Below are 26,863 nucleotides of genomic sequence, written 5' to 3'. Positions count from 1 at the left end.
CATGGATGTGACCCCTCCGAACCAGCACCCCTTGTCGCCGCGCGCGACGGCATCGCACCGCGGCTGGCGCCGCTGGATCGGTGTGTTCAACCTCAACGACCCGCGCTGGGGCCGCGACGACAACGGCCAGGACGACGAGCGCGGGGGCCAACGCCCGCGCGGCCAGGGCCCGAACCAGGGCCCGCCCGACCTCGACGAGCTCTGGCGCGACTTCAACCGCAAGCTCGGTGGCCTGCTGGGCAACCGCCGTGGCGGTGGCGGCGGGCAGGGCGGTGGGGGCGGCGGCCACGGCGGCGGTCCGTCGGGCTTCAGTCCCAATCCGAAGGCGGCCGGCGTGGGCGTGGGCCTGATCGTCGGCGTGGCCGCGCTGATCTGGCTCGGCACCGGCTTCTTCATCGTGCAGGAAGGTCAGCAGGCCGTGGTCACGCAGTTCGGCCGCTACCACAGCACCGTCGGCGCCGGCTTCAACTGGCGCCTGCCTTACCCGGTGCAGCGCCACGAGACCGTGTTCGTGACGCAGCTGCGCTCGGTCGACGTGGGCCGCGACAACGTGGTGCCGGCCACCGGCCTGCGCGAGTCGTCCATGCTCACCGAAGACGAGAACATCGTCGACATCAAGTTCGTCGTGCAGTACCGCCTGAGCGACGCGCGCGCCTTCCTGTTCGAAAGCCGCGACCCCGACCTCGCGGTGCAGAAGGCCGCCGAAACCGCCGTGCGCGAGGTGGTGGGCAAGATGAAGATGGACGCGGTGCTCGCCGAGGAACGCGACCAGATCGCGCCCCGCGTGCGCACGCTCATGCAGACCATCCTCGACCGCTACAAGGTGGGCATCGAGGTGGTGGCCGTGAACCTGCAGCAAGGCGGCGTGCGCCCGCCCGAGCAGGTGCAGGCCGCCTTCGACGACGTGCTGCGCGCCGGCCAGGAGCGCGAGCGCGCCAAGAACGACGCCGAGGCCTACCGCAACGACGTGGTGCCACGGGCCCGTGGTACCGCCTCGCGCCTCACCGAAGAGGCCGAGGGCTACAAGGCCCGCATCACGGCCCAGGCCCAGGGTGACGCGCAGCGCTTCCGCTCGGTGCTCGCCGAGTACCAGAAGGCGCCGCAGGTCACGCGCGAGCGCATGTACACCGACGCCATGCAGCAGGTCTACAGCAACGTGACCAAGGTGCTGGTGGACACCCGCAACGGCGGCTCCAACCTGCTGTACCTGCCGCTCGACAAGCTCATGCAGGCCGCGGGCGCGCCCCAGCCGGCTGCGGGCTCGCCGTCTTCGTCCACGACCCTGCCGAGCGCGCCGCCGCCGGTGAGCAGCGCCCCGGACCGCGGCGGTGACGCCGCCCGCTCGCGCGATCGCGAAAGCCGCTGAAGCAGGGGGCACACCACATGAACAAGATCGGATTCCTCATCACCTCGCTCATCGTGGCGCTGGCCGTGGCCAGCTCCATGCTGTTCGTTGTCGACCAGCGCCAGTTCGGCGTCGTCTACCAGCTCGGCCAGATCAAGCAGGTCGTGACCGAGCCGGGCCTGAACTTCAAGCTGCCGCCGCCGTTCCAGAACGTCAGCTACATCGACAAACGCCTGCTCACGCTCGAAAGCCAGGACAGCGAACCCACCCTCACGGCCGAGAAGCAGCGCGTGGTGATCGACTGGTACGTGCGCTGGCGTATCAGTGACCCGCAGGCCTACATCCGCAACGTGGGCGTGAACGAGCGCGCGGGGGCGCTGCAGCTCAACCGCGTGGTGCGCAACGCCTTCCAGCAGGAAGTCAACAAGCGCACCCTGCGCGAGCTGCTCTCGGCGCGCCGCGACGAGCTCATGCGCGACGTGCAGCGCCAGGTCACGGGCGCCATCCAGAGCGCCAACCAGCCCTGGGGCATGGAGGTGGTCGACGTGCGCATCAACCGCGTCGACTACGCCGAGTCCATCGTGACCTCGGTCTACCAGCGCATGGAGGCCGAGCGCAAGCGCGTGGCCAACGAGCTGCGCTCGACCGGCTTCGCCGAGGGCGAGGCGATCCGCGCCGACGCCGACCGCCAGCGCGAGGTGATCGTGGCCGAGGCCTACCGCGAAGCCCAGCGCATCAAGGGCGAGGGCGACGCCCAGGCCGCCGCCGCCTTCAGCGACGCCTTCGGCCGCGACCCGGCGTTCGCGCGCTTCTACCGCCAGCTCGAGGCCTACAAGGCCAGCTTCTCCGGCAAACACGACGTGATGGTGGTCGATCCGTCCACCGACTTCTTCGGTTCGCTGCGCAACAGCAACGTGGGCGGCCAACGCTGACATGGACGAGGCCTGGTGGCTGGCCCTGGGCCTGGTGATGGTGTTCGAAGGCCTGCTGCCGCTGGTGTCGCCCGGCGGCTGGCGGCGCGTGTTCAGCCAGATGCTCAGCCTGCGCGACGGCCAGCTGCGCTTTTTCGGCCTGATCAGCGTGGCCACCGGCCTGCTGGTGCTCTGGCTGACCTGAGCCCCCACGCGGCGCAGCGACCGAGCGCCTGCCGGGTACCCCTGGGGGGCCCGGTAGAATCGCGTTTTTAACAGCGTCCCACAAACGCCATGTCCGCCTGGGTCCTCCCGGATCACATCGCCGATGTCCTGCCCTCCGAGGCCCGGCACATCGAAGAACTCCGCCGCAGCCTGCTCGACACCGCGCGCTCGTACGGTTACGAGCTCGTGATGCCGCCGCTGGTCGAGCACCTCGAGTCGCTGCTCACGGGCACCGGCGAATCGCTGGACCTGCAGACCTTCAAGCTCGTCGACCAGTTGAGCGGCCGCACCCTGGGCCTGCGTGCCGACAGCACGCCGCAGGTCGCGCGCATCGATGCCCATCTGCTCAACCGCCAGGGCGTGGCGCGCCTGAGCTACTGCGGCCCCGTGGTGCACACCCGCATCGACCGCCCGGCCGCCACGCGCGAGCCGCTGCAGTTCGGCGCCGAGATCTACGGCCACGCCGGCCTCGAGGCCGACCTCGAAGCGGTCGAACTGGCCCAGGCCTGCCTGCGCGCGGCCGGCCTGCGCGAACTCCAGCTCGACCTCGCCGACGTGCGCATCATCGACGCCGTGCTCGACCCGCTGGGCCTGCCCGCGGCCCAGGTGGCGCAGATTCACGCCGCGCTCACCACCAAGGACGCGGCAGGCCTGCAGGCGCTGTCGCAAAACCTGCCCGCGCCGGCGCGCGCCGACCTGGCGCTGCTGCCCACGCTCTACGGCGACGCCAGCGTGCTGGCGGCCGCGCGCCGTGGCCTCACGCCGTCGCCCGCGCTGCACGCCGCGCTCGACGCGCTGCAGTGGCTGGCCGACCGCGTGCAGGGCATGGCGGTCTCGATCGACCTGTCCGACCTGCGCGGCTACGCCTACTACACGGGCGTGCGTTTCGCGGTGTTCGCCCGCGACGCCCGCGGCCCCGTGGCCGACCTCGCGCGCGGCGGCCGCTACGACGAGGTGGGGGCGGTGTTCGGCCGCAAGCGCCCCGCGGTCGGCTTCAGCCTCGACCTCAAGGAGCTGGTCGCCGCCGTCGCGCCGCGACCGCTCGAGGCCGCCATCCGCGCCCCCTGGGGCAGCGAGCCCGGCCTGCGCGAAGCCATTGCCGCCTTGCGCGCGCAAGGCCAGACGGTGGTGTGCGCACTGCCGGGCCACGACCACCAGGTCGATGAATTCCACTGCGACCGCGAGCTGGTGCCCGACACCGCGCGCGCGGGCGCCTGGACCGTACGAACCCTCTGATTGGAAAACGCGATGAGCAACAAGGGCAGCGCCGCAACCCCCGGGCGCAACGTGGTGGTGGTCGGCACCCAGTGGGGTGACGAAGGCAAGGGCAAGCTGGTCGACTGGCTGACCGAAACCGCGCAGGGCGTGGTGCGTTTCCAGGGCGGCCACAACGCGGGCCACACGCTGGTCATCAACGGCGTGAAGACAGCGCTGCACCTCATCCCCAGCGGCATCATGCGCGCGGGCGTCAGGTGCTACATCGGCAACGGCGTGGTGTTGTCGGTGAGCAAGCTGTTCGAAGAGATCGCGGGCCTGGAAAAAGCCGGCGTCGAGGTGCGCTCGCGCCTGCGCGTGAGCGAGGCCTGCCCGCTGATCCTGCCCTTCCACGCCGCGATCGACATCGCGCGCGAGGCCGCCAAGGTCAAGGCCGGCACCGAGAAGATCGGCACCACGGGCCGCGGCATCGGCCCCGCCTACGAAGACAAGATCGCGCGCCGTGCGCTGCGCGTGCAAGACCTCAAGTACCCCGAGCGCTTCGCCACCAAGCTGCGCGAACTGCTCGATCTGCACAACCACGTGCTCACCACCTACCTGCACTCGGCCGACATGGCCTGGGACGACAAGATCGCGCCCTACATGAAAGACGGCGCGATCCAGTTCGAGCCGGTCTACGCCGAAGCCATGCAGCAGGCCGAGCTGCTCAAGCCCATGATCGCCGACGTCTCGCGCGAGCTCAACGAGGCGCACAAGACCGGCGCCAACCTGCTGTTCGAAGGCGCGCAGGGCACGCTGCTCGACATCGACCACGGCACCTACCCCTTCGTCACCTCGAGCAACTGCGTGGCCGGCAACGCCGCCGCGGGCGCGGGCGTGGGACCGCAGCTGCTGCACTACGTGCTGGGCATCACCAAGGCCTACTGCACGCGCGTGGGCGGCGGCCCGTTTCCCACCGAACTCGACTGGGAAACCGAAGGCACGCCGGGCTGGCACATGTCCACCGTGGGCGCCGAGAAGGGCGTGACCACCGGCCGCTCGCGCCGCTGCGGCTGGTTCGACGCCGCGCTGCTCAAGCGCTCGGCCCAGGTCAACGGCCTGTCGGGCCTGTGCATCACCAAGCTCGACGTGCTCGACGGCCTGCCCGAGCTGCAGCTGTGCGTGGGCTACGAGCTCGACGGCGAGCGCATCGACATCCTGCCCATGGGGGCCGACGAGATCGCGCGTTGCCGGCCGATCTACGAAACCATTCCCGGCTGGACCGAGACCTCGGTGGGCGTCACGCGCTACGAAGACCTGCCCGCCAACGCGCGCCACTACCTCAGGCGCATCGAGGAGACCACGGGTGTGCCGATCCACGTGATCTCCACCAGCCCCGACCGCGACCACACCATCCTGCTGCACCACCCGTTCCACGGGTAATTCCGGGTAGGGCGTTCGCTTCTGTCAGACCACACTTTTCCGATCCCCCTCCCGGAGTCCGCATGCTCACCGAAGACGGCAAACACCTCTACGTCTCCTACGACGAGTACCACAACCTGATCGAAAAGCTGGCGCTCAAGGTGTACCAGTCGGGCTGGGAGTTCGACACCATCCTGTGCCTGGCGCGCGGCGGCATGCGCCCGGGCGACATCCTCTCGCGCATCTTCGACAAGCCGCTGGCCATCATGTCGACCAGCTCCTACCGCGCCGAGGCCGGCACGGTGCAGGGCAAACTCGACATCGCGCGCTACATCACCACGCCCAAGGGCGAGATTGCGGGCAAGGTGCTGCTGGTCGACGACCTGGCCGACTCGGGCCACACGCTCAAGGTCGTGATCGACCTGCTCAAGAACAACTACGACCCGATCACCGAGCTGCGCAGCGCCGTGATCTGGACCAAGCAGCTCTCGACCTTCACGCCCGACTACTCGGTCGAGTTCCTGCCCACCAACCCCTGGATCCACCAGCCCTTCGAGGGTTACGACAGCCTGCGTCCCGCGCAGCTGCTCGAAAAGTGGAAGCTCTGATCGCATGACCGATCACCTGTCCACCCACCTCATCCACCACCCCTACAAGCCCCCCGAGGGCTTCGAGGCCGTGGCACCCGGCGTGCACAAGGCCTCCACCGTCATCTTCCCGAACGTGCACGCGCTGCGCACGGCCGAATGGAAGGACAAGTCGGGCTACACCTACGGCCTGCACGGCACGCCCACCACTTTCATCCTCGAAGAGCGCATCGCGGCGCTCGAAGGCGGGCGCTTCTGCGTGCTCGCGCCCAGCGGCCTGTCGGCGCTGGCGCTGGTCGACATGGCCTTCTTGCGCAGCGGCGACGAGCTGCTGATCCCCGACAACGCCTACGGCCCGGGCAAGGCCTTCGCCGAGGGCGAGCTCGCCGCCTGGGGCGTCACGCTGCGCTTCTACGACCCCATGAACCCGGCCGACCTGGCCGCGCGCATCACGCCGGCCACGCGCCTGGTGTGGTTCGAGGCGCCGGGCTCGATCACGCTCGAATTCCCCGACCTGCCCGCGCTGGTGGCCGTGGTGAAGGCCGCGAACGCGGGGCGTGCGCGCCCCATCGTGACCGCGCTCGACAACACCTGGGGCGCGGGCATCGCCTTCCAGGCCTTCGAGCTCGGCGTGGACGTGTCCATGCAGGCGCTCACCAAGTACCCCAGCGGCGGCGCCGACGTGCTCATGGGCTCGGTCGTCACGCGCGACGAGGCCCTGCACCGCGCCGTGCTGCTGTGCCACATGCGCCTGGGCCTGGGCGTGTCGGGCAACGACACCGAGCTCGTGCTGCGCGGCCTGCAGACCATCGAGCTGCGCTACCGCCAGCAGGACGCGACCGCGCGCGAACTCTCGGCCTGGCTGCAGGGCCAGCCGGGCATCGCGCGCGTGTTCAACCCGGCCTTGCCCGGTTCGCCCGGCCACGAGGTCTGGCGGCGCGACGCGCGCGCCAGCGCCTGCCTGTTCAGCGCCGCGATCGACCCGGCCGTGCCGCAGGCGCGCATCGACGCCTTCTGCGACGCACTGCGCCTGTTCAAGCTCGGCTGGAGCTGGGCCGGCCCCGTGAGCCTGTGTGCCCCCTACGACGTGCCCGCCATCCGCACGCTGGGTTGGCCCCACGCAGGGGGTCTGGTACGCTTTGCCGCCGGTCTGGAGCACGTCGACGACCTCCGCGCCGATCTGGCACAGGCCTTGCCGCTGTTGCAGGCCTGATTTCTCAACCCTTGCAGGACACCCGCCTTGGCCACGCCGAACTACGGATACGAAAAGCGCCAGCGCGAGCTGGCAAAGAAGCAGAAGAAGGAAGAGAAAGCCCGCGAGAAGGCTGCCCGCAAGCACGGCGAGGCCCCGGCTTCCGACGAGGCCCCGCGCGACGACGCCGCGCCCGCGCCCTCAGGCGACGCCGCCAACGGCAACGACTGAGCCCGCCGCCTCGCTCGCCAGCAGGCCGCGCGCGGCCTCGCGCAGCGCCTCGGGCGAGCGGTTGGCGAGCACGCAGGGCAGGGCCTGGCCCAGGCGCACGAAGTTGCGCTGGGTCGAGGCCTGGTAGGTCGGGTCGTAGTGGCTCACCAGCAGGTCGAGCACCACGGCAGGAATCTGGCCCGCGCGCACCTGCGCCACCCAGGCGTTCACCACCTCACCCCCGCGCACGGCGCGCAGCGCCATCAGGCGCTCGATGAAGAAGTCGGGCTGGCGCACGAAGAAGTCGTAGTCCTCGAGCAGCAGCGCCACGCGCTCCTCGTCGGCCAGCGTGATCGCGATGCAGTCGCTCGCGCGCATGGCGTCCATCAGCGCATCGGGCACCCGCAGGTTGCCCACCTTCTTGCTCTCGCTTTCCACGTACACCGGGCGCGCCGGGTCGAAGCGGCGCAGCGCGTCCCAGACCAGCGCGTCGAAGCGTTTCTGGCTCGGCTGCGGCTGGCCGGGCAGCAGGCCCAGCACCGAACTGCGGTGGCGCGCCAGGCCTTCGAGGTCGAGCACCTGCGCGCCCTCGGCCGCGAGCGCCTGCAGCAGCCGCGTCTTGCCGCTGCCCGTGGGGCCGCAGAGCACGCGGTAGCGCAGCCGCGCGGCCTGGCGCGGCAGGTCGTCGACCAGGGCCGCGCGCCAGGCCTTGTAGCCGCCTTCGATCAGCGTCACCTGGAAGCCGATCGCACCCAGGATGGTGGCGAGCGCGCCGCTGCGGTTGCCGCCGCGCCAGCAGTACACCAGCGGCTTCCAGTCCCTGGGCTTGTCCAGGCCCTCGCGTTCGATGTGGGCCGCGATGTTGCGCGCCGCGTAGGCCGCGCCGCGCTTCTTGGCCTCGAACGCGCTCACCTGCTTGTACATGGTGCCGATCTCGATGCGCTGGGCGTTGTCCAGCGTGGGCCAGTTGATCGCGCGCGGCACGTGGTCGAGCGCGTGCTCGTCCTCCGAGCGGGCGTCGATCACGGTGTCGAAGGTGTCGAGGCGGCGCAGCGCTTCGGTGGCGGGCAGGGTGGCGACGGGCATGGGGCGGATTATCCCGCCGCCACCAGCTTCCTCAGTTCGGGCCAGACCGTGTCGCGCATGATGGGCTGGGCCTTTTCGTTGGGGTGGATGCGGTCGCTCTGGAACAGCGCCAGCGGGTCGGCGAGGTCGGCCACGCCCTTGAGGAAGAAGGGCACGAGCGCGGCCTTCTCCTCGCGCGCCACGCTCACGAACAGCTCGCGGAACTCTTTGGCGTAACTGGCACCGTAGTTGGGCGGCATGTCCATGCCCAGCAGCAGCACGCGCGCACCCGCGGCCTTGGCCGCCCGGGCCATGGCGGCGAGGTTCTCGCGCGTCATGCTCAGGGGCAGGCCGCGCAGCGCGTCGTTGCCGCCGAGTTCGATGACCACCACCCGGGGCCGGTGCTGCTGGAGCAGCGCGGGCAGCCGCGAACGCCCACCCGAGGTGGTGTCACCGCTCACGCTGGCATTGACCACCCGCGCGGCGAGTTTTTCGTCCGCGAGTTTCTGTTCGGTGAGCGCGACCCAGCCACTGCCGCGGCGCAGGCCGTACTCGGCACTGAGCGAGTCGCCCACCACCAGCACCACCGGCGGGGCCTTGCCCTGGGCGTGCAGCGGGCCGGCCGGCCCCAGCGCCAGCGCGGCCAGCAGGCTCAGGCTAAAGTCGCGGCGGTTCGAATACAGGGATTGCTTCATGTCCGATGTGATGATTGCGGTCAGCCAGGTGTCCAAGTCGGTCACCGACTCCACAGGCACGCTGACCATTCTGCGGGATATCGATTTCACCGTTCGGCGCGGCGAAACGGTGGCCATCGTGGGCGCCTCGGGCTCGGGCAAGAGCACGCTGCTGTCCATCGTGGCCGGGTTGGATACGCCCACCCAAGGAACGGTTCACATCGCCGGCACCGACCTGTTCGCGCTCGACGAAGACCGGCGCGCCGCGCTGCGCGCGGCCAAGGTGGGCTTCGTGTTCCAGAGCTTCCAGCTGCTGGCCAACCTCACCGCGCTCGAAAACGTGATGCTGCCGCTGGAGCTCGCGGGCCGGCGCGACGCGCGCGCCGCGGCCACCGCCATGCTGCAGCGCGTGGGTCTGGGCGAGCGCCTCGGCCATTACCCCAAGGTGCTCTCGGGCGGCGAGCAGCAGCGCGTGGCGCTGGCGCGGGCTTTCGTGGTGCGGCCGGCCGTGCTGCTGGCCGACGAGCCCACGGGCAGCCTCGACTTCGCCACCGGCGAGGCCGTGATGGCGCTGATGTTCGAGCTCAACCGCGAGCAGCAGACCACGCTGGTGCTGGTCACGCACGACCGCGGCATCGCGGCGCGCTGCGAGCGGCGCATCACCATCGCGGCAGGCCGCGTGGCGGACATCAGCAGCGGCGCGGCCACCGCGCCCGCCTGAGCCGCCGGGGCGCCGGGGCGCCGGGGCGCCGGGGCGGGATAATCCCGCCCATGTCTTCTTCCCCCAAAGCCCCGTCCACCACCAAGGTCCTGTTCGGTTTCCACGCGGTGGGCGTGCGGCTCAAGACCGCACCCCAGAGCATCGTCGAGGTGTACTTCGAGAGCACCCGCCGCGACGCCCGCATGCGCCAGTTCATCGAGCGCGCGCGCGAAGCCAATGTGCGACTGATCGAAGCCGATGGCCTGCGCCTGGCCAAGCTCGCGGGCAGCCACGGCCACCAGGGCGTGGCCGCGCGCGTGCTGCCGGTCGAGCAGGCGCGCTCGCTCGACGACCTGCTCGACCAGTTCGAAGGCACGGGCGAAGCCCCGCTGCTGCTGGTGCTCGACGGCGTGACCGATCCGCACAACCTCGGCGCCTGCCTGCGCGTGGCCGACGGCGCCGGCGCGCACGCGGTGATCGCGCCCAAGGACCACGCCGTGGGCCTGAACGCCACCGTGGCCAAGGTGGCCAGCGGCGCGGCCGAGACCGTGCCCTACTTCATGGTCACCAACCTCGCGCGCACCCTGAACGAACTCAAGGAACGCAACATCTGGGTCATCGGCACCAGCGACGACGCGCCCAAAACGGTCTACCAGGTCGACCTCAAGGGCCCGGTGGCCCTGGTGCTCGGCGCCGAAGGCCCGGGCATGCGTCAGCTCACGCGCAAGACCTGCGACGAGCTCGTGAGCATTCCCATGCGCGGCGCGGTCGAGAGCCTGAACGTGTCCGTGGCCAGTGGCGTGTGCCTCTACGAGGCCCTGCGGCAACGCACGGTGTGAGCCGGCTCAGCCGGCCTTGCCTTCGAGCGTTTCGAGCAGTTCGGTCTCGATCTCGATCTGGCGCTTGTTCACCTGCAGCGGCGCGCCGCTGATCAGGAAGGTGTCTTCCACGCGCTCGCCCAGCGTGGTGATCTTGGCGAGCTGCACGCTCACGCCGTGCTGCGCGAGCACGCGCGAGATGCCATAGAGCAGGCCCGCGCGGTCGCTTGCCGACACCGACAGCAGCCAGCGCTGCGCCTTGTCGTCGGGCCGCAGGTCCACGCGCGGGGTGATGGGGAAGTTCTTCACGCGCCGCGACAGCCGCCCCTTGGTGGGCGGCGGCAGCGGGCCGCGCGCGTCGATGATCTGTGCCAGCCGGTTTTCCACCATGGCCACGAGCTCGCGGTAGTGCTCGGCGAGCTCGGGCACCACCACCTGGAAGGTGTCGAGCGCATGGCCGGTGAGCGTGGTGTGCACACGCGCATCGAGGATGCTGAACTGCGACATGTCGAAGTAGCCGCAGATGCGCGCGAACAGCTCGGGCTGGTCGGGCGAGTACACCAGCACCTGCAGGCCTTCGCCTTCGGGCGAGAGGCGTGCGCGCACGATGCAGCGCTCGGGGTCGCGGTCGGCCTTGGCGAGCTCGCGCGTGAGCACGCGCGTGTGCCAGGCGATCTCGTCGGCCTGGTGGCGCATGAAGTAGCTCACGTCGAGCGTGTCCCACAGCGCCTTGTGCGCGTTGTGGGGTAGGGCGTGCAGCGCCACGAGTTGCAGGGCCTCGCGCTTGCGGCTTTCCACCTCGGCGCCCGGGTCGGGCGCGCGGCCGCCGAGCGCGCGCAGCGTGTAGCGGTACAGGTCCTCGAGCAGCTTGCCTTTCCAGGCGTTCCACACCTTGGGGCTGGTGCCGCGGATGTCGGCCACGGTGAGCAGGTACAGCGCGGTGAGGTAGCGCTCGTTGCCCACGCGCTGCGCGAAGGCCGCGATCACGTCGGGGTCGGACAGGTCGGCCTTCTGCGCGAGCCGGCTCATGGTGAGGTGCTCGGCCACCAGGAATTCGATGAGCCTGGCGTCTTCGCGCTCGATGCCGTGCTGGCGGCAGAAGCTGCGCACGTCTTTCGCGCCGAGCTCGGAATGGTCGCCGCCGCGGCCCTTGGCGATGTCGTGGAACAAGGCCGCCGCGTAGAGGATCCAGGGCTTGTCCCAGCCCGCGGCCAGCTGCGAGCAGAACGGGTATTCGTGCGAGTGCTCGGCGATGAAGAAGCGGCGCACGTTGCGCAGCACCATCAGGATGTGCTGGTCCACGGTGTAGACGTGGAACAGGTCGTGCTGCATCTGGCCCACGATGTTGCGGAACACCCAGAGGTAGCGCCCCAGCACCGAGGTCTGGTTCATGAGCCGCATGGCGTGCGTGATGCCCTGCGGCTCCATGAGGATGCGGCGGAAGGTCTCGCGGTTGGCCGGGTCGCTGCGGAAGCGGCCGTTCATGACGGCGCGCGCGTTGTAGAGCGCGCGCAGGGTGCGCGCCGACAGGCCCTTGATGCCGACCGTGGTCTGGTAGATGTGGAAGGTCTCGAGGATGGCGTGCGGCTGCTGCAGGTACAGGTTGTCGCTGGCCACCTCGAGCATGCCGCCCTTGTCGAAGAAGCGCTCGTTGATCGGGCGCAGGCGCTGCACGCCGGGTTCGGTGCTGGCCAGCCGCTCTTCGATGTTGAGCAGCAGGATCTGGTTGAGCTGGGTCACCGCCTTGGCCGCCCAGTAGTAGCGCTTCATGAGCGCCTCGCTCGCGCGGCGCGTGCCGCGCGGGTTGCTCTCGCCGGGGGCGGGCAGCTGCGCCTTGAAGCCGAAGGACTCGGCCACCGCGGTCTGCAGGTCGAACACCAGCCGGTCTTCGCGGCGCTTGGCCAACAGGTGCAAGCGCGCGCGGATCAGGCTCAGCAGCGCCTCGTTGGCCTTGATCTGGCGCGCCTCGAGCGGCGTGGCCAGGCCGGTGCGCGCGAGTTCGTCCCAGCTGCGGCCCAGGCCCGCGGCCTTGGCCACCCAGAGGATGATCTGCAGGTCGCGCAGGCCGCCCGGCGACTCCTTGCAGTTGGGCTCGAGCGCATAGGGCGTGTTCTCGAACTTGTGGTGGCGCTGGCGCATCTCCAGCGTCTTGGCCACGAAGAAGGCCTTGGGGTCCATGGCCTCGCCCAGGCGGCGCACCAGGGTGTTGAAGCCCGCGCGGTGGCCGGTGATCAGCCGGCACTCGAGCAGCGAGGTCTGCACCGTCACGTCTTTTTCGGCCTCGGCCACGCACTCGTCCACGGTGCGCACGCTCGAGCCGATCTCCAGCCCCAGGTCCCAGCAGGCGCCGATGAAGCCTTCGATGCGGGCCTTGAGCTCGGCGTCGGCGTCGGGCTGGCAGCCGTCGGGCAGCAGCACCAGCACATCGACGTCGGAATGCGGGAACAGCTCGCCCCGGCCGAAGCCGCCCACCGCCACCAGCGCGAAGCGCGGGCCGAAGCCGGCGCGCTGCCACAGGGTCTGCAGCGTCTGGTCGGTCAGGCGCGCCAGGCGCCGCAGGGCCTGGCCGATGCCGCGCGTGGACGCGCCCGATTCGCCGATCTCGGCGAACAGCGCGGCCTTGTCGTTGCGGTAGCGCTGGCGCAGCGCGGCCAGGTCGTCCATGCCGCCGTCCCCCGGGTCAGGCGGGCACGCCGGCCTGCACCTGGGGGTTCAGCACGGCCGCGGTCACGAAGGCGGGCGGGGCGATGTTGCCGGCCGACCAGGTGAGCACTTCGTAGCCGGTGTCGGTGACCAGCACCGTGTGTTCCCACTGGGCCGAGAGCGAGCGGTCGCGCGTGACGATGGTCCAGCCATCGCCCATTTCCTTGATCTCGCGGCGGCCCGCGTTGATCATGGGCTCGATGGTGAAGGTCATGCCGGGCTTGAGTTCTTCGAGCGTGCCCGGGCGGCCGTAGTGCAGCACCTGCGGCTCTTCGTGGAAGCGCTGGCCGATGCCGTGGCCGCAGAACTCGCGCACCACCGAGTAGCCGTTGCCTTCGGCGTAGGCCTGGATGGCGTGGCCGATGTCGCCCAGGCGCACGCCGGGCTTGACCATCAAGATGCCCTTCCACATGGCCTCGAAGGTGACCTGGCAGAGCCGGCGCGCCTGCACCGTGGCCGCGGCCTCGCCGCCGATCAGGAACATGCGGCTGTTGTCGCCGTACCAGCCCTCGGGCGTGATCACGGTGACGTCGACGTTGAGGATGTCGCCCTTCTTGAGCGGCTTGTCGTTGGGGATGCCGTGGCACACCACGTGGTTGATCGAGGTGCACAGGTGGCCCGGGTAGGGCGGGTAGCCCGCGGGCTGGTAGCCGATGGTGGCCGAGACCGTGCCCTGCTGCTTCATGTAATCGGCCGCGAGGCGGTCGATCTCGAGCGTGGTGACGCCGGGCTGGATCAGCGGCGTGAGGTAGTCCAGCACTTCGGAGGCGAGGCGGCACGCGGTGCGCATGCCCTCGATACCGGCGGCGTCCTTGTAGGTGATGCTCATGGGGGCGGATTATCCCACCGGACCCCGCCCGGGGGCCGCACGCTGGCCGATCGCCATGGAGGCCGCCGGGTAAAATCAGCGGCTTTCCACCACCCCGCCCGCGGGTGGTTCAACGCACCTCAGGCCCCACCGTGTCCCTGCACCTGCGCACCTTCGATGGCGGTCACGCCATCAGCGACTTCAAAGTCCAGCAGCTCCTTCCCCAGCTCCAAGCCATCCACGACAAGATCGTCGGCCTCAGCGCGCGCTTCGTGCACCTGGCGGCCTTCGACGCCGCGCCCGACGCCGCCACCGCGCAGCGCCTGGGCGAGCTGCTCACCTACGGCGAACCGGTGCAGGCCGAACACCTGCAACTCGAAGCCGCGGGCGCGCCCGCGCTGCTCGTGATGCCGCGCCTGGGCACGGTCTCGCCCTGGGCCTCCAAGGCCACCGACATCGCGCGCAACTGCGGCCTGGTGGTGCACCGCGTGGAGCGGCTGGTGGAGTACCGGCTCGCGCTCAAGAGCGGTCTGCTGGGCGGCAAGCCCACGCTCACGCCCGAGCAGCGCTGGGCCGTGGCCAGCCTGCTGCACGACCGCATGACCGAGGCCGTGGTGGCCACGCGCGACGAGGCGCAGGCCCTGTTCACCGAGCTGCAGGCCGCGCCCATGGAGCGGGTGGACGTGCTGGGCGGCGGCCGCGCCGAGCTCGAGCGCGCCAACACCGCCTGGGGCCTGGCCCTGGCCGACGACGAGATCCAGTACCTGATCGACGCCTTCACCGGCCTGGGCCGCAACCCGACCGACGTCGAGCTCATGATGTTCGCGCAGGCCAACAGCGAGCACTGCCGCCACAAGATCTTCAACGCCCAGTTCACCATCGACGGCGTGCCGCAGGACAAGAGCCTGTTCGGCATGATCCGCAACACCCACCAGAAGAGCCCGCAGCACACCGTGGTGGCCTATGCCGACAACGCCTCGGTGATGGAGGGCCACGCGGTGCAGCGCTTCAGCGCCCGCGACGACGGCCAGGGCGCGCCCCTGTACCGCAGCGAAGCGGTCACGCAGCACGTGCTCATGAAGGTGGAAACGCACAACCACCCCACGGCCATCTCGCCCTTCCCGGGCGCGTCCACCGGCGCGGGCGGCGAGATCCGCGACGAAGGTGCCACGGGCCGCGGCGCCAAGCCCAAGGCCGGCCTCACGGGCTTTTCGGTGGGCAAGCTCTGGGGCGGCCTGAGCGACCAGGCGGGCGGCAAGCCCGAGCACATCGCGAGCCCGCTGCAGATCATGACCGAGGGCCCGCTGGGCGGCGCGGCCTTCAACAACGAGTTCGGCCGGCCCAACCTGCTCGGCTACTTCCGCGAATACGAGCAGCAGGTCGACGGCGTGCAGCGCGGCTACCACAAGCCCATCATGATCGCGGGCGGCGTGGGCACCATCGACGCGCGCCTCACGCACAAGATTCCCTTCCCCGCGGGCACGCTGCTGATCCAGCTCGGCGGCCCGGGCATGAAGATCGGCATGGGCGGCGGCGCGGCCAGCTCCATGGCCACCGGCACCAACGCCGCCTCGCTCGACTTCGATTCCGTGCAGCGCGGCAACCCCGAGATCGAGCGCCGCGCGCAAGAGGTCATCAACCACTGCTGGGCGCAGGGCGAGGCCAACCCCATCCTGGCCATCCACGACGTGGGCGCGGGCGGCCTGTCCAACGCCTTCCCCGAGATCACCAACGACGCCGGCCGCGGCGCGCGCTTCGACCTGCGCGCCGTGCCGCTCGAAGAGAGCGGCCTCGCGCCCAAGGAAATCTGGTGCAACGAGAGCCAGGAGCGCTACGTGCTCGCGATCGCACCCGAATCGCTGCCGCAGTTCCAGGCCTTCTGCGAGCGCGAGCGCTGCCCCTTCGCGGTGGTGGGCGTGGCCACCGAAGAACGCCAGCTGCGCCTGGTGGACGAGGGCGCCGACAGCCCGGTCGACATGCCCATGGACGTGCTGCTGGGCAAGCCGCCCAAGATGCACCGCGACGTGAAGACCGTGGCGCGCCAGTCGCCCGCGATCGACCTCACGGGCGTGGACCTGCAGCAAAGTGTCATCAACGTGCTGAGCCACCCCACGGTGGCGTCCAAGCGCTTCCTCATCACCATCGGCGACCGCACCGTGGGCGGTCTGAGCCACCGCGACCAGATGGTCGGCCCCTGGCAGGTGCCCGTGGCCGACTGCGCCGTGACCCTGGCCGACCACGCGGGCTTCGCGGGCGAGGCCATGAGCATGGGCGAGCGCACGCCGCTGGCCGCCACCGACGCCGCGGCCTCGGGCCGCATGGCCGTGGCAGAGGCCATCACCAACCTGCTGGCCGCGCCCATCGAACTGCCGCGCGTGAAGCTCTCGGCGAACTGGATGGCCGCCTGCGGCGAGCCCGGTGAAGACGCCGCGCTGTACGAAACCGTCAAGGCCGTGGGCATGGAGCTGTGCCCGGCGCTGGGCGTGTCCATTCCCGTGGGCAAGGACAGCCTGTCCATGCGCACCCAGTGGCAGGCCGACGGCCAGACCAGGAAGGTCACCGCGCCGGTGAGCCTGATCGTGAGCGCCTTTGCCTCGCTGGCCGACGTGCGCGGCACGCTCACGCCGCAGCTCAATCGCGACATCGACGACACCACGCTGGTGCTGATCGACCTCGGCAAGGGCCGCCAGCGCCTGGGCGGCAGCATCCTCGCGCAGACCCTGGGCCACCCGGGCGGCGAGGTGCCCGACCTCGACGACCCGCAAGACCTCGTGAACCTGGTGAACGCCGTGAACGCGCTGCGCGCGCAGGGCCGCATCCTCGCTTACCACGACCGCAGCGACGGCGGCCTGCTCGCCGCCGTGGCCGAGATGGCCTTTGCGGGGCAGGTGGGCGTGGCGCTCAACGTCGACCAGCTCGTCACCGAAGGCGATGGCATCAGCGACAGCCGCGCCGACTTCGGCGACGCCAAGAACTGGAGCACCCAGGTCAGCGCGCGCCGCGAAGAGCTCACGCTGCGGGCCCTGTTCAACGAAGAACTGGGCGTGGTGCTGCAGGTGCGCACCGGGCAGCGCAACGAGGTCATGCAGGTGCTGCGCGAGCACGGCCTGTCCAAATTCAGCCACTTCGTGGGCAAGACGCGGCCGCTGCAATCGGCCATCGACGCCGGCAAGGGCGAGCTGCAGGTGTGGCGCGACACCAAGGCCGTGTTCAGCGCGAAGCTGGCCGACCTGCAGCAGGTCTGGGACAGCGTGAGCTGGAAAATCAACCAGCGGCGCGACAACCCCGCCTGCGCCGACGCCGAACACGCCGCCGCCGGCGACCCCAACGACCCCGGCCTGCACACCCACCTCACCTTCGACCCGGCCGAAGACGTGGCCGCGCCCTTCCTGAACCTCTCGCGCCCCAAGGTCGCGATCCTGCGCGAGCAGGGCGTGAACTCGCACGTGGAAATGGCCTGGTGCTTCACCCAGGCCGGCTTCGACGCGCTCGACGTGCACATGACCGACCTGCAGAGCGGCCGCGCCCACCTCAAGGACGTGCGCGGCGTGGTGGCCTGCGGCGGCTTCAGCTACGGCGACACGCTGGGTGCGGGCATCGGCTGGGCGCGCTCCATCACCTTCAACCCGGTGCTGTCCGAGCAGTTCCAGGCCTTCTTCGCGCGCCCCGACACCTTCGGCCTGGGCGTGTGCAACGGCTGCCAGATGTTCGCCGAACTCGCCGACATCATCCCTGGCGCCGAGGCCTGGCCGCGCTTCACCACCAACCAGAGCGAGCGCTTCGAGGCCCGCCTCTCGCTGGTCGAGGTGCTCGACTCGCCCAGCCTGTTCTTCCAGGGCATGGCCGGCACGCGCCTGCCCATCGCCGTGGCGCACGGCGAGGGCCATGCCAACTTCCGCCACCGCGGCGACCCGGCCAAGGCCATTGCGGCCATGCGCTACGTGGACAACACCGGCGCGCCCACCGAGCGCTACCCGTTCAACCCCAACGGCAGCCCCGGCGGCCTCACGGCGGTGACCACGGCCGACGGCCGCTTCACCGCGCTCATGCCGCACCCCGAGCGCGTGTTCCGCAACGTGCTCATGAGCTGGACCGACCAGGACACCTCGGCCCACAGCGGCTGGATGCGCCTGTGGCGCAACGCGCGCCGTTGGGTCGGCTGACGGTGGGCTGAACCCATGCCGCGCGCCCACCCGCTCGACGCCGCCACCGTGACCGCCTACGCGTGCGACGGCGCGGTGGTGCTGCGCGGGGTGCTCAACGCGCAGGAGCTGCAGCGGCTCGAAGCCGGCATCGAGCACAACCTGGCCCACCTGAGCCCGCTGGCCCTGGTGGCCAGCGAGCCCGACGACCCGGGCCGCTTCGTCGAAGACTTCTGCACCTGGCAGGGCAATGCCGACTACGCCCACGTGCTGCGCGAATCGTCGCTGCCGCACGTGGCGGCGCAGCTCATGGGCAGCCGCAGCGCGCGGCTCTACCACGACCACCTGCTCGTGAAAGAGCCCGGCACGCGCCAGCCCACGCCCTGGCACCAGGACCAGCCCTACTACAACGTGGACGGCGCGCAGAACGTGAGCTTCTGGATCCCGGTCGACCCGGTGCCGCTGGCGAGCACGCTGCGCTTCGTGGCCGGCTCGCACCGCGGCACCTGGTACATGCCGCGCACCTTCCGCGACCAGCAGGCCAAGTGGTTCCCCGAAGGCTCGCTGGCCGAACTGCCGCCGATCGAGGCCGAGCCTCAGGCCTGGCCGCAACTGGCCTGGGCGCTGGAGCCGGGCGATTGCGTGGCCTTCCACATGCTCGCGCTGCACGCCTCCAGCGGCACCGGTCCGGGCGCGCGCCGGCGCGTGTTCTCGGCCCGCTACCTGGGCGACGACAGCGTGCACGCGCCGCGCCGCTGGCGCACCTCGCCGCCGTTCCCGGGCCTGGAACAGCGCTTGCCCGCGGGCGCGGCGATGGACGATCCGCTCTTTCCCCTGGTCTGGCCGCCTGCGCCCGGCTGAAACCCCAACGGAGCCCCCCATGGCCGGCACCAGTCTGCTCGCACTCATCGACGACATCGCCACATTGCTCGACGACGTGTCGGTGATGACCAAGGTGGCGGCCAAGAAGACCGCCGGGGTGCTGGGCGACGACCTGGCGCTCAACGCGCAGCAGGTCACGGGCGTGAAGGCCGACCGCGAACTGCCCGTGGTGTGGGCCGTGGCCAGGGGCTCGTTCGTGAACAAGGCCATCCTGGTGCCGGCGGCGCTGCTGATCAGCGCCTTCATGCCGGTGCTCATCACGCCGCTGCTCATGCTCGGCGGCCTGTTCCTGTGCTTCGAGGGCGTGGAAAAGCTGATGCACAGCCTGGGCGCACACAAGGCCGAGGACACGAAGCACCACGACGAGCTCGCGCGCGCCGTGGCCAACGAGCAGCTCGACCTCGTGGCCTACGAGCGCGAGAAGATCAAGGGCGCCGTGCGCACCGATTTCATCCTCTCGGCCGAGATCATCGTGATCAGCCTGGGCACCGTGGCCAGCGCCACCATGGGCCAGCGCGTGGCCGTGCTGGTGGGCATCTCGGTGCTCATGACGGTGGGCGTCTACGGCCTGGTGGCGGGCATCGTGAAGCTCGACGACCTGGGCCTGCACCTGAACCGCCAGGCCCAGGCCTGGAAGCAGGCGCTGGGCCGCGGCATCCTGGCCTTTGCGCCCTGGCTCATGAAGGCGCTGTCGGTGCTGGGCACGGCCGCCATGTTCCTGGTGGGCGGCGGCATCCTGCTGCACGGCCTGCCGCTGCTCGCGCACGGCGTCGAGGCCATGGCCGAAAGCCTGGGCTGGCTTGGCGCCTTCGTGCCCAGCCTCGCGGGTGCGCTCGTGGGCGTGGCCGCGGGCGCGGTGGTGGTGGCCGCGGTTGCGCTGGTCAAGCGCCTGCGCGGCGGGCCGCGGCCCGCCTGAGCCGCGTTGTCAGGTCAGACACATCTGCCGCCGTCCACCTCTAGGCACACGCCCGAAATGAACGCGGCTTCGTCGCTGGCCAGGTAGAGCACCGCGTTGCCCACGTCCTCGGGCGTGGAGAAGCGCCCCAGGGGAATCGTGCTGCGGAACTTGGCCAGGCGCTCGTCGGTGAGCTCGCCGCCCGCGAACGAGGCGCCCAGGCCGGTGAAGGGGTTCATCACCGGGTTCACGCAGTTCACGCGGATGTTGTCGGCCCCGAACTCGGCCGCGAGCGACTTGCTGGTGATGATCACCGCGCCCTTGGAGCCGTTGTACCAGGTGAGCCCGGGCCGGGGCCGCACGCCCGCGGTGGACGCGATGTTGATGAAGGCCCCGCCGCCGTGGGCGCGGAACACCGGCACCGCGTGCAACGCGCTCAGGTAGATGCTCTTCACGTTGACCGCGTAGCAGCGGTCGAACTCCTCTTCGCTCACGTCGAGCGCGGGTTGGTTCTTGTGGGTCCAGCCGGCGTTGTTCACCACCACGTCGAGCCGGCCGTGGCGCTGCACCGCGGCCTGCACCAGGGCCTTCACGTCGTCGCTGCGCGTCACGTCGGCCGCGAAGAAGCTCGCGCGGCCGCCGCGCGCCACGATGTCGGCCACCACGCGCTCGCCGCCGGCCACGTTGACGTCGTTGACGATGACCTGCGCGCCTTCGGCCGCGAGCCGGTGCGCAATGCCTTCGCCGATGCCGTTGCCGGCCCCGGTGACGATGATGGATTTGTCTTTCACGCGCATGCGATGGGTCTCCTGAGGGGGGTCAGCCGTGGCGGATCGCCACGGTCTTGAGGGTGGTGAAGCCGAGCAGGGCCTCGAAGCCTTTTTCGCGGCCATGGCCGCTGGAGCGCACCCCGCCGAAGGGCAGCTCCACGCCGCCGCCGGCGCCGTAGTTGTTGATGAACACCTGGCCGGCCTTCACGCGCCGCGCCATGCGCAACTGGCGGCCGCCGTCGCGGGTCCATACGCCGGCGACCAGGCCGAAGGCCGTGCCGTTGGCCAGGCGCACCGCGTCGTCCTCGTCGTCGAAGGGCATGGCCGCGAGCACCGGGCCGAACACCTCTTCCTGCGCGAGCCGGTGCTGCGGCGGCACGTCGCGCACCAGCGTGGGCGCGGCGTAGTAGCCGTGTTCGCTGGCCTCGGCCACCACCTGGCCCTGGGCCACGATGGGCAGGCCGTCGCGGCGCACCTCGTCGAGGAAGCCGCGCACGCGTTCGAGCTGGGTCTGGCGGATCAGCGGGCCGAGGTCGAGGTCGGCCGCGGGCGGGCCGGCGCGCAGGCCCCGGAAGGCCTCGCCCAGGCGCTGCAGCAGCGGCTCGTACAGGCCGCGCTGCACCAGCAGGCGCGAGCCCGCGCTGCAGGTCTGGCCGCTGTTCTGCACGATGGCGTTGACGATGAAGGGAATGGCCGCGTCCACGTCGGCGTCGTCGAACACGATCTGCGGGCCCTTGCCGCCGAGCTCGAGCGTGACCGGGCAGTGCCGCTCGGCCGCGGCCTGCTGGATGAGCGTGCCCACGCGCGGGCTGCCGGTGAAGCTGATGTGGTCGATGCCCGGGTGGCGCGCGAGCGCGTCGCCCACCTCGTGCCCGTAGCCGGTGACGATGTTGATCGCCCCCGCGGGAAAGCCCACCTCGGCCGCGAGCTCGGCCACGCGCAGCAGCGACAGGCAGGCGTCTTCCGAGGGCTTGACCACGCACACGTTGCCCGCCGCGAGCGCGCCGCCCACGCTGCGCCCGAAGATCTGCATCGGGTAGTTCCAGGGGATCACGTGGCCCGTGACGCCGTGCGGCTCGCGCCAGGTGAGCACGCTGTAGCCGTCGAGGTAGGGAATGGTGTGGCCGTGCAGCTTGTCGCCGGCGCCGCCGTAGAACTCGAAGTAGCGCACCAGCGCGAGCGCGTCGGCGCGCGCCTGTTTGGTGGGCTTGCCGCAATCGCGCTGCTCGATGGCGGCGAGCTCGTCGGCGTGCTGGGCCACCTTGTCGGCCAGGCGGAACAGCAGCCGGCCGCGCTCGGCCGCGCTGAGCTTGCCCCAGGGGCCATCCAGGCAGTCGCGCGCGGCCTGCACCGCGGCGTCGAGGTCGGCGGCGTTGCCGCGCTCCAGGGTGTCGTAGGCCTGGCCGGTGGCCGGGTCGGTCACGGGCAGGGTCTGGCCCGAGGCGCTGCGCACGCCGCGGTTGTGGATGAAGTGAAGGGCCATGGATGCGTCTTATTGGGGGCCGATGGCCGGGGCCGGGCCCACGGGCATGACCGCGGGCGGCTTGTGGAACACCATGTCGCGCAGCGTGAGCGAGACCGCGGGCACGTAGGTGATGACCATCAGGCAGCCGATGATCACGAGCACGAAGGGCACCAGGTGCTTGATCATGCGGTCGAGCGAGATGCGCGCCACCGTGGCGGCGGCGAACAGGTTCACGCCGAAGGGCGGGGTGATCATGCCCAGCGCCAGGTTGACCACCATGATCATGCCGAAGTGCACCGGGTCGACGCCGAAGTGGATCGCCACCGGCACCAGGATGGGCGCGAGCACGATGATGGCGGCCGAGGTCTCGATGAACATGCCGATGACGAACAGCGCGGCATTCACGCCGAACAGGAACCAGCCGGGCGACTGCAGCACCTCCTTGAGCCACAGGCCGATGGCGTCGGGGATGCCGGCGCGCGTGATGAGGAAGGCGAACAGGCCCGCGTTGGCGATGATGAACATGATCACCGCGCTCGAAATCACCGACTTGCGGAACACCGGCACCAGGTCCTTGAAGCCGAGCTCGCGGTGGATGCCCATGCCCACGATCAGCGCGTAGAACACCGCGATCACCGAGGCCTCGGTGGGCGTGAACACGCCGCCGTAGATGCCGCCCAGGATGATCACCGGCATCAGCAGCGCCCAGCCCGCTTCGATCGTGGCGCGGCCCACGGGCAGGCGGCCGTCGCCGTCGTTCTTGCCCAGGCCCTTGAAGCGGCACCACAGGTGCACGAACACCATGAGCGAGAGGCCGATGAACAGGCCCGGCACCACGCCCGCGATGAACAGCTCGCCGATGGACACCTCGGCCGACACGCCGAACAGGATCATGGGGATGGAGGGCGGGATGATCACGCCCAGCTCGGCCGAGGTGGCCTGCAGCGAGGCCGCGTAGCCCGTGGGGTAGCCGTGCTTGATGAGCGCGGGGATCAGGATGGCGCCGATGGCGAAGGTGGTGGCCACCGACGAGCCCGACACCGCCGCGAAGATCATGCAGGTGAGCACGCAGGTCATGGGCAGGCCGCCCTGCACGCCGCCCACCAGCGACTTGGCGAAGTTCACCAGACGGCGCGAGATGCCGCCGGTTTCCATGAGGTTGCCCGCGAGGATGAAGAAGGGGATGGCCGCGAGCGGGAATTTGTCGATCGCGGTGAACATCTCCTTGGGCACCAGGATCAGCTTGCTGCTGTCGAAGAGGGCCAGGCCGAGGATGGCGGAGCCGCCGATGGCGACCGCGATGGAGATGCTGAAGGCAAAGCCCAGCAGCATCGTGACGAGGAGGGTGAGGGACATGGTGCGGACCTGTGGGGCTTGACCGTGGCGCTTATTGCGCGGTGGCGAGTTCTTCGTTCTGCGGGTCGATGTGGTGCGCGATCACGGCCACCACGGCGAGCGCCGCGCCCACCGGCAGCGCCGCGTAGGCCCAGCCCATGGACAGGTCCATGCTGGCGAAGGTCTGGAAGCGCACGCGCACCACGAGGTCGATGCCGAACCAGATGAGCACGCTCAGGAACGCGAGGTTGACCAGGGTGATGGTCCAGCGCACCACCTGCCGCCAGGCCCCGCGCGACAGGCGCAGCATCAGGTCGACCGACACCAGCGCGCCCTGGCGCAGCGAGGCGACCACGCCCAGCATCACCATCCAGATCAGCAGCCGGCGCATCGATTCCTCCGTCCAGGTGGACGGCTGCGACAGCACGAAGCGGCTGGTGACCTGCCACAGGCCCAGGCAGGAAATGACGGCCAGCAGCAGGCAGGCCGTGTACAGGCACAGCCCGGTGAGCCAACGGTCCAGACGCAGGATGAGTGATTTCATGGAAAAACCTCGGAGAGCAAACCAACCCAGGCGAGAACGCCGCGGATCCGGCTTCGCCGGTCCGCAGGCGTTGCCCCCCTGGGGGGGTGACGGCCCCGCCAGGGGCCGGCGCGGGGGTGTTACTTAACCGCCTGGATCGCGGCGATCTTGTCGGCGCCGAATTCCTTGGCGTACTGCTGGTAGGCCGGGGCCACCGCCTTGCGGAAGCTCTCGCCGTTGACCTGCTTGACCACCTGCATGCCGTCCTTCTCGAGCTGGGCGATGCCGTTGGCCTCGTCGTCATTCACCTTCTTGCGCTGGGCCGCGGCGGCCTTCTTGCCGGCTTCCAGGAAGACCTGCTTGTCGGCGGCCGACAGCTTGTTCCACACCGCGGGCGAGAGGATCAGCGCGGCCGGCGAGTACACGTGGCCGGTGAGCGAGAGGTGCTTCTGCACCTGCGAGAACTTGGACGACAGGATCACCGGGATCGGGTTCTCCTGGCCGTCCACCGTGCCCTGCTGCAGCGCGGTGAACAGCTCGGGGAAGGGCATGGGCGTGGGCAGGATGCCGAAGGTCTTGTAGCCGTCCATGTGCACCTTGTTCTCCATGGTGCGCATCTTCAGGCCGCTGGCGTCGCTGGCCTGGTTGATGGCCCGCTTGCTGTTGGTCATGTGGCGGAAGCCGTTCTCGGTCCAGGCCAGGTTCACCAGGCCCTTGGCTTCCATCTTCTTGCTCAGGTCCTGGCCGATCGGGCCGTCCATGACCTTGCGCGCGTGGTCGTAGTCGCGGAACAGGAAGGGGATGTCCACGATCTTGACCTCGGGCACGAAGTTGCCCAGCGGGCCGGTCGAGGTGTTGACCAGGTCTTGCGTGCCGAGCTGCACGGCCTCGATCTGCTCGCGTTCGCCGCCGAGCGCCGAGTTGGGGAACTGCTGGCACTTGTAGCGGCCTTGCGTGCCCTTCTCGATCTCGTCGCAGAAGGTCGTGGAGCCCACGCCGTAGTGCGAGGTGACGGCGGTGGCGTAGCCGATCTTGAGGACCGTCTGGGCCTGCACGCCGCTGGCGGCGAACAGGGCGGCCAGGGCCACGGGGGTGAGCAGCTGTTTCATCATGCGTTTGTCTCCTTGGGGTGGGTCACGGAACGGGGATCGGGGGTGGTCAGCGCGCGGGAATCGGCCGTGGGCGCGCTGCCGGCAGGGTCACGGCATCGGGGTGGTCCTGCGCGTACTGGCGCAGAACGGCATGGAAGTCGGGGTCGGCCTTGAGGCCCAGGGCGCGGGCGCGCGCGCTGTCGAAGCGCGCCGGCCAGCCGGCCACGATGCGCGCGGTGGCGGCGTCGGGCTCGTGGCCCACGAGCGCGGTGGCCTCGGGGCCGGCGAAGGCGGCCAGGGCGTCGAGCATGTCGCGCACGCGCAGGCTGAGCGCCGGCAGGTTGATCGCGGTGCGGCCGCCGAAGGCGTTGCGGCTGGCTTCGGCCACGGCCACGATGCCCGCGATGGTGGTGGCCGGCGAGGACAGCGCCACCGGCGTGTCCAGCGGCACCGGGCAGTTGCTGGGCTGGCCCGCGAGCGGTTCGCGCAGCATGCCTGAGAGAAAGCCCGAGGCCGCGCCGTTGGGCTGGCCCGGGCGCACCGAGACCGTCATGAGGCGCGCGGCGCGGCCGTCGATGAAGCCCTTGCGCGTGTAGTCGGCCACCAGCTGTTCGCACACGAACTTGTGGATGCCGTAGCTCGATTGCGGCGTGGGCAGGGTCTCGTCGGTGACCACCGCGGGCAGCGGCAGCGCCGGGTCGCTGCCGTAGACGGCGACCGAGCTGGAGAAGAAAAAGACCGGCGCGGCGTGGCCCGCCATGGTCTGTGCGCGGCAGGCGTCGAGCAGGCGGCGCGTGGTGTCGAGGTTGGCGTGCAGGCCGAGATCGAAGTTGGCCTCGCACTCGCCCGACACGGCCGAGGCCAGGTGGAACACGGCGTCCCAGCGCGTGGCGAACAGCGCGGGGATGTTGGCGAGCAGGTCGCCCGTGTGCGTGGCCACGCGCGCGTCGGCCGTGAGCGTGGCGTCGCGCGGGGCATAGAGGTCGGCCAGCATCAGGCGTTCGATGCGCTGGCCGCGCAGCTGGCCGCGTTGCAGCAGCTCGCGCGCGAGCCGGCTGCCCAGGAAACCGGCGCCGCCGGTGATGAGGATGTTCATGCAGAAGCCTTTGCGGTTTGTCGGGCGCGCCAGTCGCGCAGCCAGCCCAGGCCGGCGCTGGTGCCGGCGCGCGGGCGGTATTCGCAGCCCACGAAGCCCGTGTAGCCCAGGGCATCGAGGCGTTCGAACAGGTGCGGGTGGTGGATCTCGCCGGTGTCGGGCTCGTGCCGGTCGGGCACGCCCGCGATCTGGATGTGGCCCACACCGCCGATGTGCCGTTCGAGCCGGCGCGTGAGGTCGCCCTCGCTGATCTGGCAGTGGTAGAAGTCCATCTGCACCTTCAGGTTGGGCGCGCCCACCTCGGCCACGAGGTCGTGCGCCTGCTGCTGCGTGGTGAGGAAGTAGCCCGGCACGTCGCGGCCGTTGAGCGGTTCGATCAGCACCGTGACGCCGTGCGCGGCGGCGCGCTCGGCCGCGTGGCGCAGGTTGGCCACGGCGGTGGCGTGCAGGCGCGCGCGCAGCGCGGCGTCGGCGCCCGCGGGCACCAGGCCCGACATGGCGTGCAGGCGCTGGCAGCCCAGGGCCTGGGCGTAGCGCAGCGCGGTGTCCAGGTGGGCGCGGAACTCGGCCTCTCGGCCAGGCAGCGCGGCCATGCCACGTTCGCCCGCGTCCCAATCACCGGGCGGCATGTTGAACAGGGCCTGGGTGAGGCCGTGCGCGCGCAGGCGCGCGGCGATGTCCGCGGCCTCGAACGCATAGGGAAAGAGAAACTCCACCGCGTCGAAGCCATCGGCGGCGGCGGCCGCGAAGCGCTCCAGAAAGGGCACTTCGGTGTACATCAGCGTGAGGTTGGCGGCGAAGCGGGGCATG

Annotated in this window: 24 protein-coding genes; 13 read left to right on the top strand and 11 right to left on the bottom strand. The window is 70.4% G+C overall.

Features of this window, described 5'->3' with window-relative positions:
- Nucleotide 1: 1 nt before the first annotated feature.
- From hflK to WDZ95_RS00195, 8 genes are all read left to right on the top strand, one after another.
- Nucleotides 2-1,366, top strand: coding sequence for an FtsH protease activity modulator HflK (gene hflK, locus WDZ95_RS00230; RefSeq protein ID WP_425775768.1), 1,365 nt, complete (start codon nt 2-4; stop codon nt 1,364-1,366).
- Nucleotides 1,367-1,383: 17 nt separating this feature from the next.
- On the top strand, nt 1,384-2,277 hold the full coding sequence (gene hflC, locus WDZ95_RS00225; RefSeq protein WP_425775767.1) for a protease modulator HflC: 894 nt from the start codon (nt 1,384-1,386) through the stop codon (nt 2,275-2,277).
- A 1-nt stretch (nt 2,278) separates the two neighbouring features.
- Nucleotides 2,279-2,461, top strand: a complete 183-nt coding sequence (locus tag WDZ95_RS00220; protein ID WP_166226796.1) for a DUF2065 domain-containing protein — start codon at nt 2,279-2,281, stop codon at nt 2,459-2,461.
- Between the two features lie 89 nt (nt 2,462-2,550).
- Nucleotides 2,551-3,717, top strand: a complete 1,167-nt coding sequence (locus tag WDZ95_RS00215) for an ATP phosphoribosyltransferase regulatory subunit (RefSeq protein WP_425775766.1) — start codon at nt 2,551-2,553, stop codon at nt 3,715-3,717.
- Between the two features lie 12 nt (nt 3,718-3,729).
- Nucleotides 3,730-5,118 carry an adenylosuccinate synthase gene (locus tag WDZ95_RS00210; protein ID WP_425775765.1) on the top strand — a complete coding sequence of 463 codons (1,389 nt, stop codon included), beginning with the start codon at nt 3,730-3,732 and terminating at the stop codon, nt 5,116-5,118.
- 62 nt (nt 5,119-5,180) lie between these two features.
- On the top strand, nt 5,181-5,705 hold the full coding sequence (locus tag WDZ95_RS00205; RefSeq protein WP_166226793.1) for a phosphoribosyltransferase: 525 nt from the start codon (nt 5,181-5,183) through the stop codon (nt 5,703-5,705).
- Nucleotides 5,706-5,709: 4 nt separating this feature from the next.
- Nucleotides 5,710-6,897 (top strand): PLP-dependent transferase, encoded by a 1,188-nt coding sequence (locus WDZ95_RS00200; protein ID WP_425775764.1) that lies wholly within the window; start codon nt 5,710-5,712, stop codon nt 6,895-6,897.
- A gap of 27 nt (nt 6,898-6,924) precedes the next feature.
- Nucleotides 6,925-7,107, top strand: coding sequence for a hypothetical protein (locus WDZ95_RS00195; protein WP_425775763.1), 183 nt, complete (start codon nt 6,925-6,927; stop codon nt 7,105-7,107).
- On the opposite strand, the gene mnmH is transcribed toward WDZ95_RS00195, so the two are convergent.
- The gene (gene mnmH / locus WDZ95_RS00190) at nt 7,078-8,172 is read right to left on the bottom strand and encodes a tRNA 2-selenouridine(34) synthase MnmH (RefSeq protein WP_425775762.1); all 1,095 of its coding nucleotides are present in this window, start codon (nt 8,170-8,172) and stop codon (nt 7,078-7,080) included. The two genes, WDZ95_RS00195 and mnmH, sit on opposite strands and share 30 nt — an antisense overlap.
- Before the next feature lie 8 nt (nt 8,173-8,180).
- Complete coding sequence (locus WDZ95_RS00185; RefSeq protein ID WP_166226789.1) at nt 8,181-8,846, bottom strand: arylesterase; 666 nt, start codon at nt 8,844-8,846, stop codon at nt 8,181-8,183.
- On the opposite strand from WDZ95_RS00185, the gene WDZ95_RS00180 reads away from it, so the two are divergent.
- Both WDZ95_RS00180 and rlmB read left to right on the top strand, forming a co-directional pair.
- Nucleotides 8,845-9,546: an ABC transporter ATP-binding protein gene (locus WDZ95_RS00180; RefSeq protein WP_425775761.1), complete on the top strand. Its 702-nt coding sequence runs from the start codon at nt 8,845-8,847 to the stop codon at nt 9,544-9,546. The genes WDZ95_RS00185 and WDZ95_RS00180 overlap by 2 nt on opposite strands.
- A 50-nt stretch (nt 9,547-9,596) precedes the next feature.
- Nucleotides 9,597-10,364 (top strand): 23S rRNA (guanosine(2251)-2'-O)-methyltransferase RlmB, encoded by a 768-nt coding sequence (gene rlmB / locus WDZ95_RS00175; protein WP_166226787.1) that lies wholly within the window; start codon nt 9,597-9,599, stop codon nt 10,362-10,364.
- A 6-nt stretch (nt 10,365-10,370) separates the two neighbouring features.
- On the opposite strand, the gene WDZ95_RS00170 is transcribed toward rlmB, so the two are convergent.
- Nucleotides 10,371-13,007, bottom strand: coding sequence for a [protein-PII] uridylyltransferase (locus tag WDZ95_RS00170; RefSeq protein WP_425775760.1), 2,637 nt, complete (start codon nt 13,005-13,007; stop codon nt 10,371-10,373).
- A 16-nt stretch (nt 13,008-13,023) separates the two neighbouring features.
- Nucleotides 13,024-13,875, bottom strand: coding sequence for a type I methionyl aminopeptidase (gene map, locus WDZ95_RS00165; RefSeq protein WP_425775759.1), 852 nt, complete (start codon nt 13,873-13,875; stop codon nt 13,024-13,026).
- A gap of 131 nt (nt 13,876-14,006) precedes the next feature.
- Here map and purL point away from each other — a divergent pair, with 131 nt between their 5' ends.
- Genes purL through WDZ95_RS00150 form a run of 3 tightly spaced genes read left to right on the top strand, consistent with a single transcriptional unit; the run spans nt 14,007 to nt 19,794 of the window.
- Nucleotides 14,007-18,017 (top strand): phosphoribosylformylglycinamidine synthase, encoded by a 4,011-nt coding sequence (purL, locus tag WDZ95_RS00160; RefSeq protein ID WP_425775758.1) that lies wholly within the window; start codon nt 14,007-14,009, stop codon nt 18,015-18,017.
- A 15-nt stretch (nt 18,018-18,032) separates the two neighbouring features.
- Nucleotides 18,033-18,857, top strand: coding sequence for a phytanoyl-CoA dioxygenase family protein (locus WDZ95_RS00155; RefSeq protein WP_425775757.1), 825 nt, complete (start codon nt 18,033-18,035; stop codon nt 18,855-18,857).
- A gap of 19 nt (nt 18,858-18,876) precedes the next feature.
- Nucleotides 18,877-19,794, top strand: a complete 918-nt coding sequence (locus WDZ95_RS00150; protein WP_425775756.1) for a DUF808 domain-containing protein — start codon at nt 18,877-18,879, stop codon at nt 19,792-19,794.
- 14 nt (nt 19,795-19,808) lie between these two features.
- On the opposite strand, the gene WDZ95_RS00145 is transcribed toward WDZ95_RS00150, so the two are convergent.
- The 7 genes from WDZ95_RS00145 to otnI all read right to left on the bottom strand — a co-directional run bounded on the left by WDZ95_RS00145 (nt 19,809) and on the right by otnI (nt 26,862).
- On the bottom strand, nt 19,809-20,570 hold the full coding sequence (locus WDZ95_RS00145) for an SDR family oxidoreductase (protein ID WP_425775755.1): 762 nt from the start codon (nt 20,568-20,570) through the stop codon (nt 19,809-19,811).
- A gap of 22 nt (nt 20,571-20,592) precedes the next feature.
- Nucleotides 20,593-22,026, bottom strand: a complete 1,434-nt coding sequence (locus WDZ95_RS00140; RefSeq protein ID WP_425775754.1) for an aldehyde dehydrogenase family protein — start codon at nt 22,024-22,026, stop codon at nt 20,593-20,595.
- A gap of 9 nt (nt 22,027-22,035) precedes the next feature.
- Nucleotides 22,036-23,364, bottom strand: a complete 1,329-nt coding sequence (locus WDZ95_RS00135; RefSeq protein WP_425775753.1) for a TRAP transporter large permease — start codon at nt 23,362-23,364, stop codon at nt 22,036-22,038.
- A gap of 31 nt (nt 23,365-23,395) precedes the next feature.
- Nucleotides 23,396-23,887, bottom strand: a complete 492-nt coding sequence (locus WDZ95_RS00130) for a TRAP transporter small permease (protein WP_425775752.1) — start codon at nt 23,885-23,887, stop codon at nt 23,396-23,398.
- A 119-nt stretch (nt 23,888-24,006) separates the two neighbouring features.
- Nucleotides 24,007-24,978, bottom strand: a complete 972-nt coding sequence (locus WDZ95_RS00125) for a TRAP transporter substrate-binding protein (protein WP_166226777.1) — start codon at nt 24,976-24,978, stop codon at nt 24,007-24,009.
- A 46-nt stretch (nt 24,979-25,024) separates the two neighbouring features.
- Nucleotides 25,025-26,053 carry a D-erythronate dehydrogenase gene (gene denD / locus WDZ95_RS00120; protein WP_425775751.1) on the bottom strand — a complete coding sequence of 343 codons (1,029 nt, stop codon included), beginning with the start codon at nt 26,051-26,053 and terminating at the stop codon, nt 25,025-25,027.
- Nucleotides 26,050-26,862, bottom strand: a complete 813-nt coding sequence (gene otnI / locus WDZ95_RS00115; RefSeq protein WP_425775750.1) for a 2-oxo-tetronate isomerase — start codon at nt 26,860-26,862, stop codon at nt 26,050-26,052. The genes denD and otnI overlap by 4 nt, the downstream gene beginning before the upstream one ends.
- Nucleotide 26,863: the final 1 nt, after the last annotated feature.

It is taken from the genome of Hydrogenophaga sp. T2, assembly GCF_049843535.1.
GTDB classification, from domain to species: Bacteria; Pseudomonadota; Gammaproteobacteria; order Burkholderiales; family Burkholderiaceae_C; genus Hydrogenophaga; species Hydrogenophaga crocea.
This window is presented reverse-complemented; position numbering and strand designations above follow the sequence as displayed.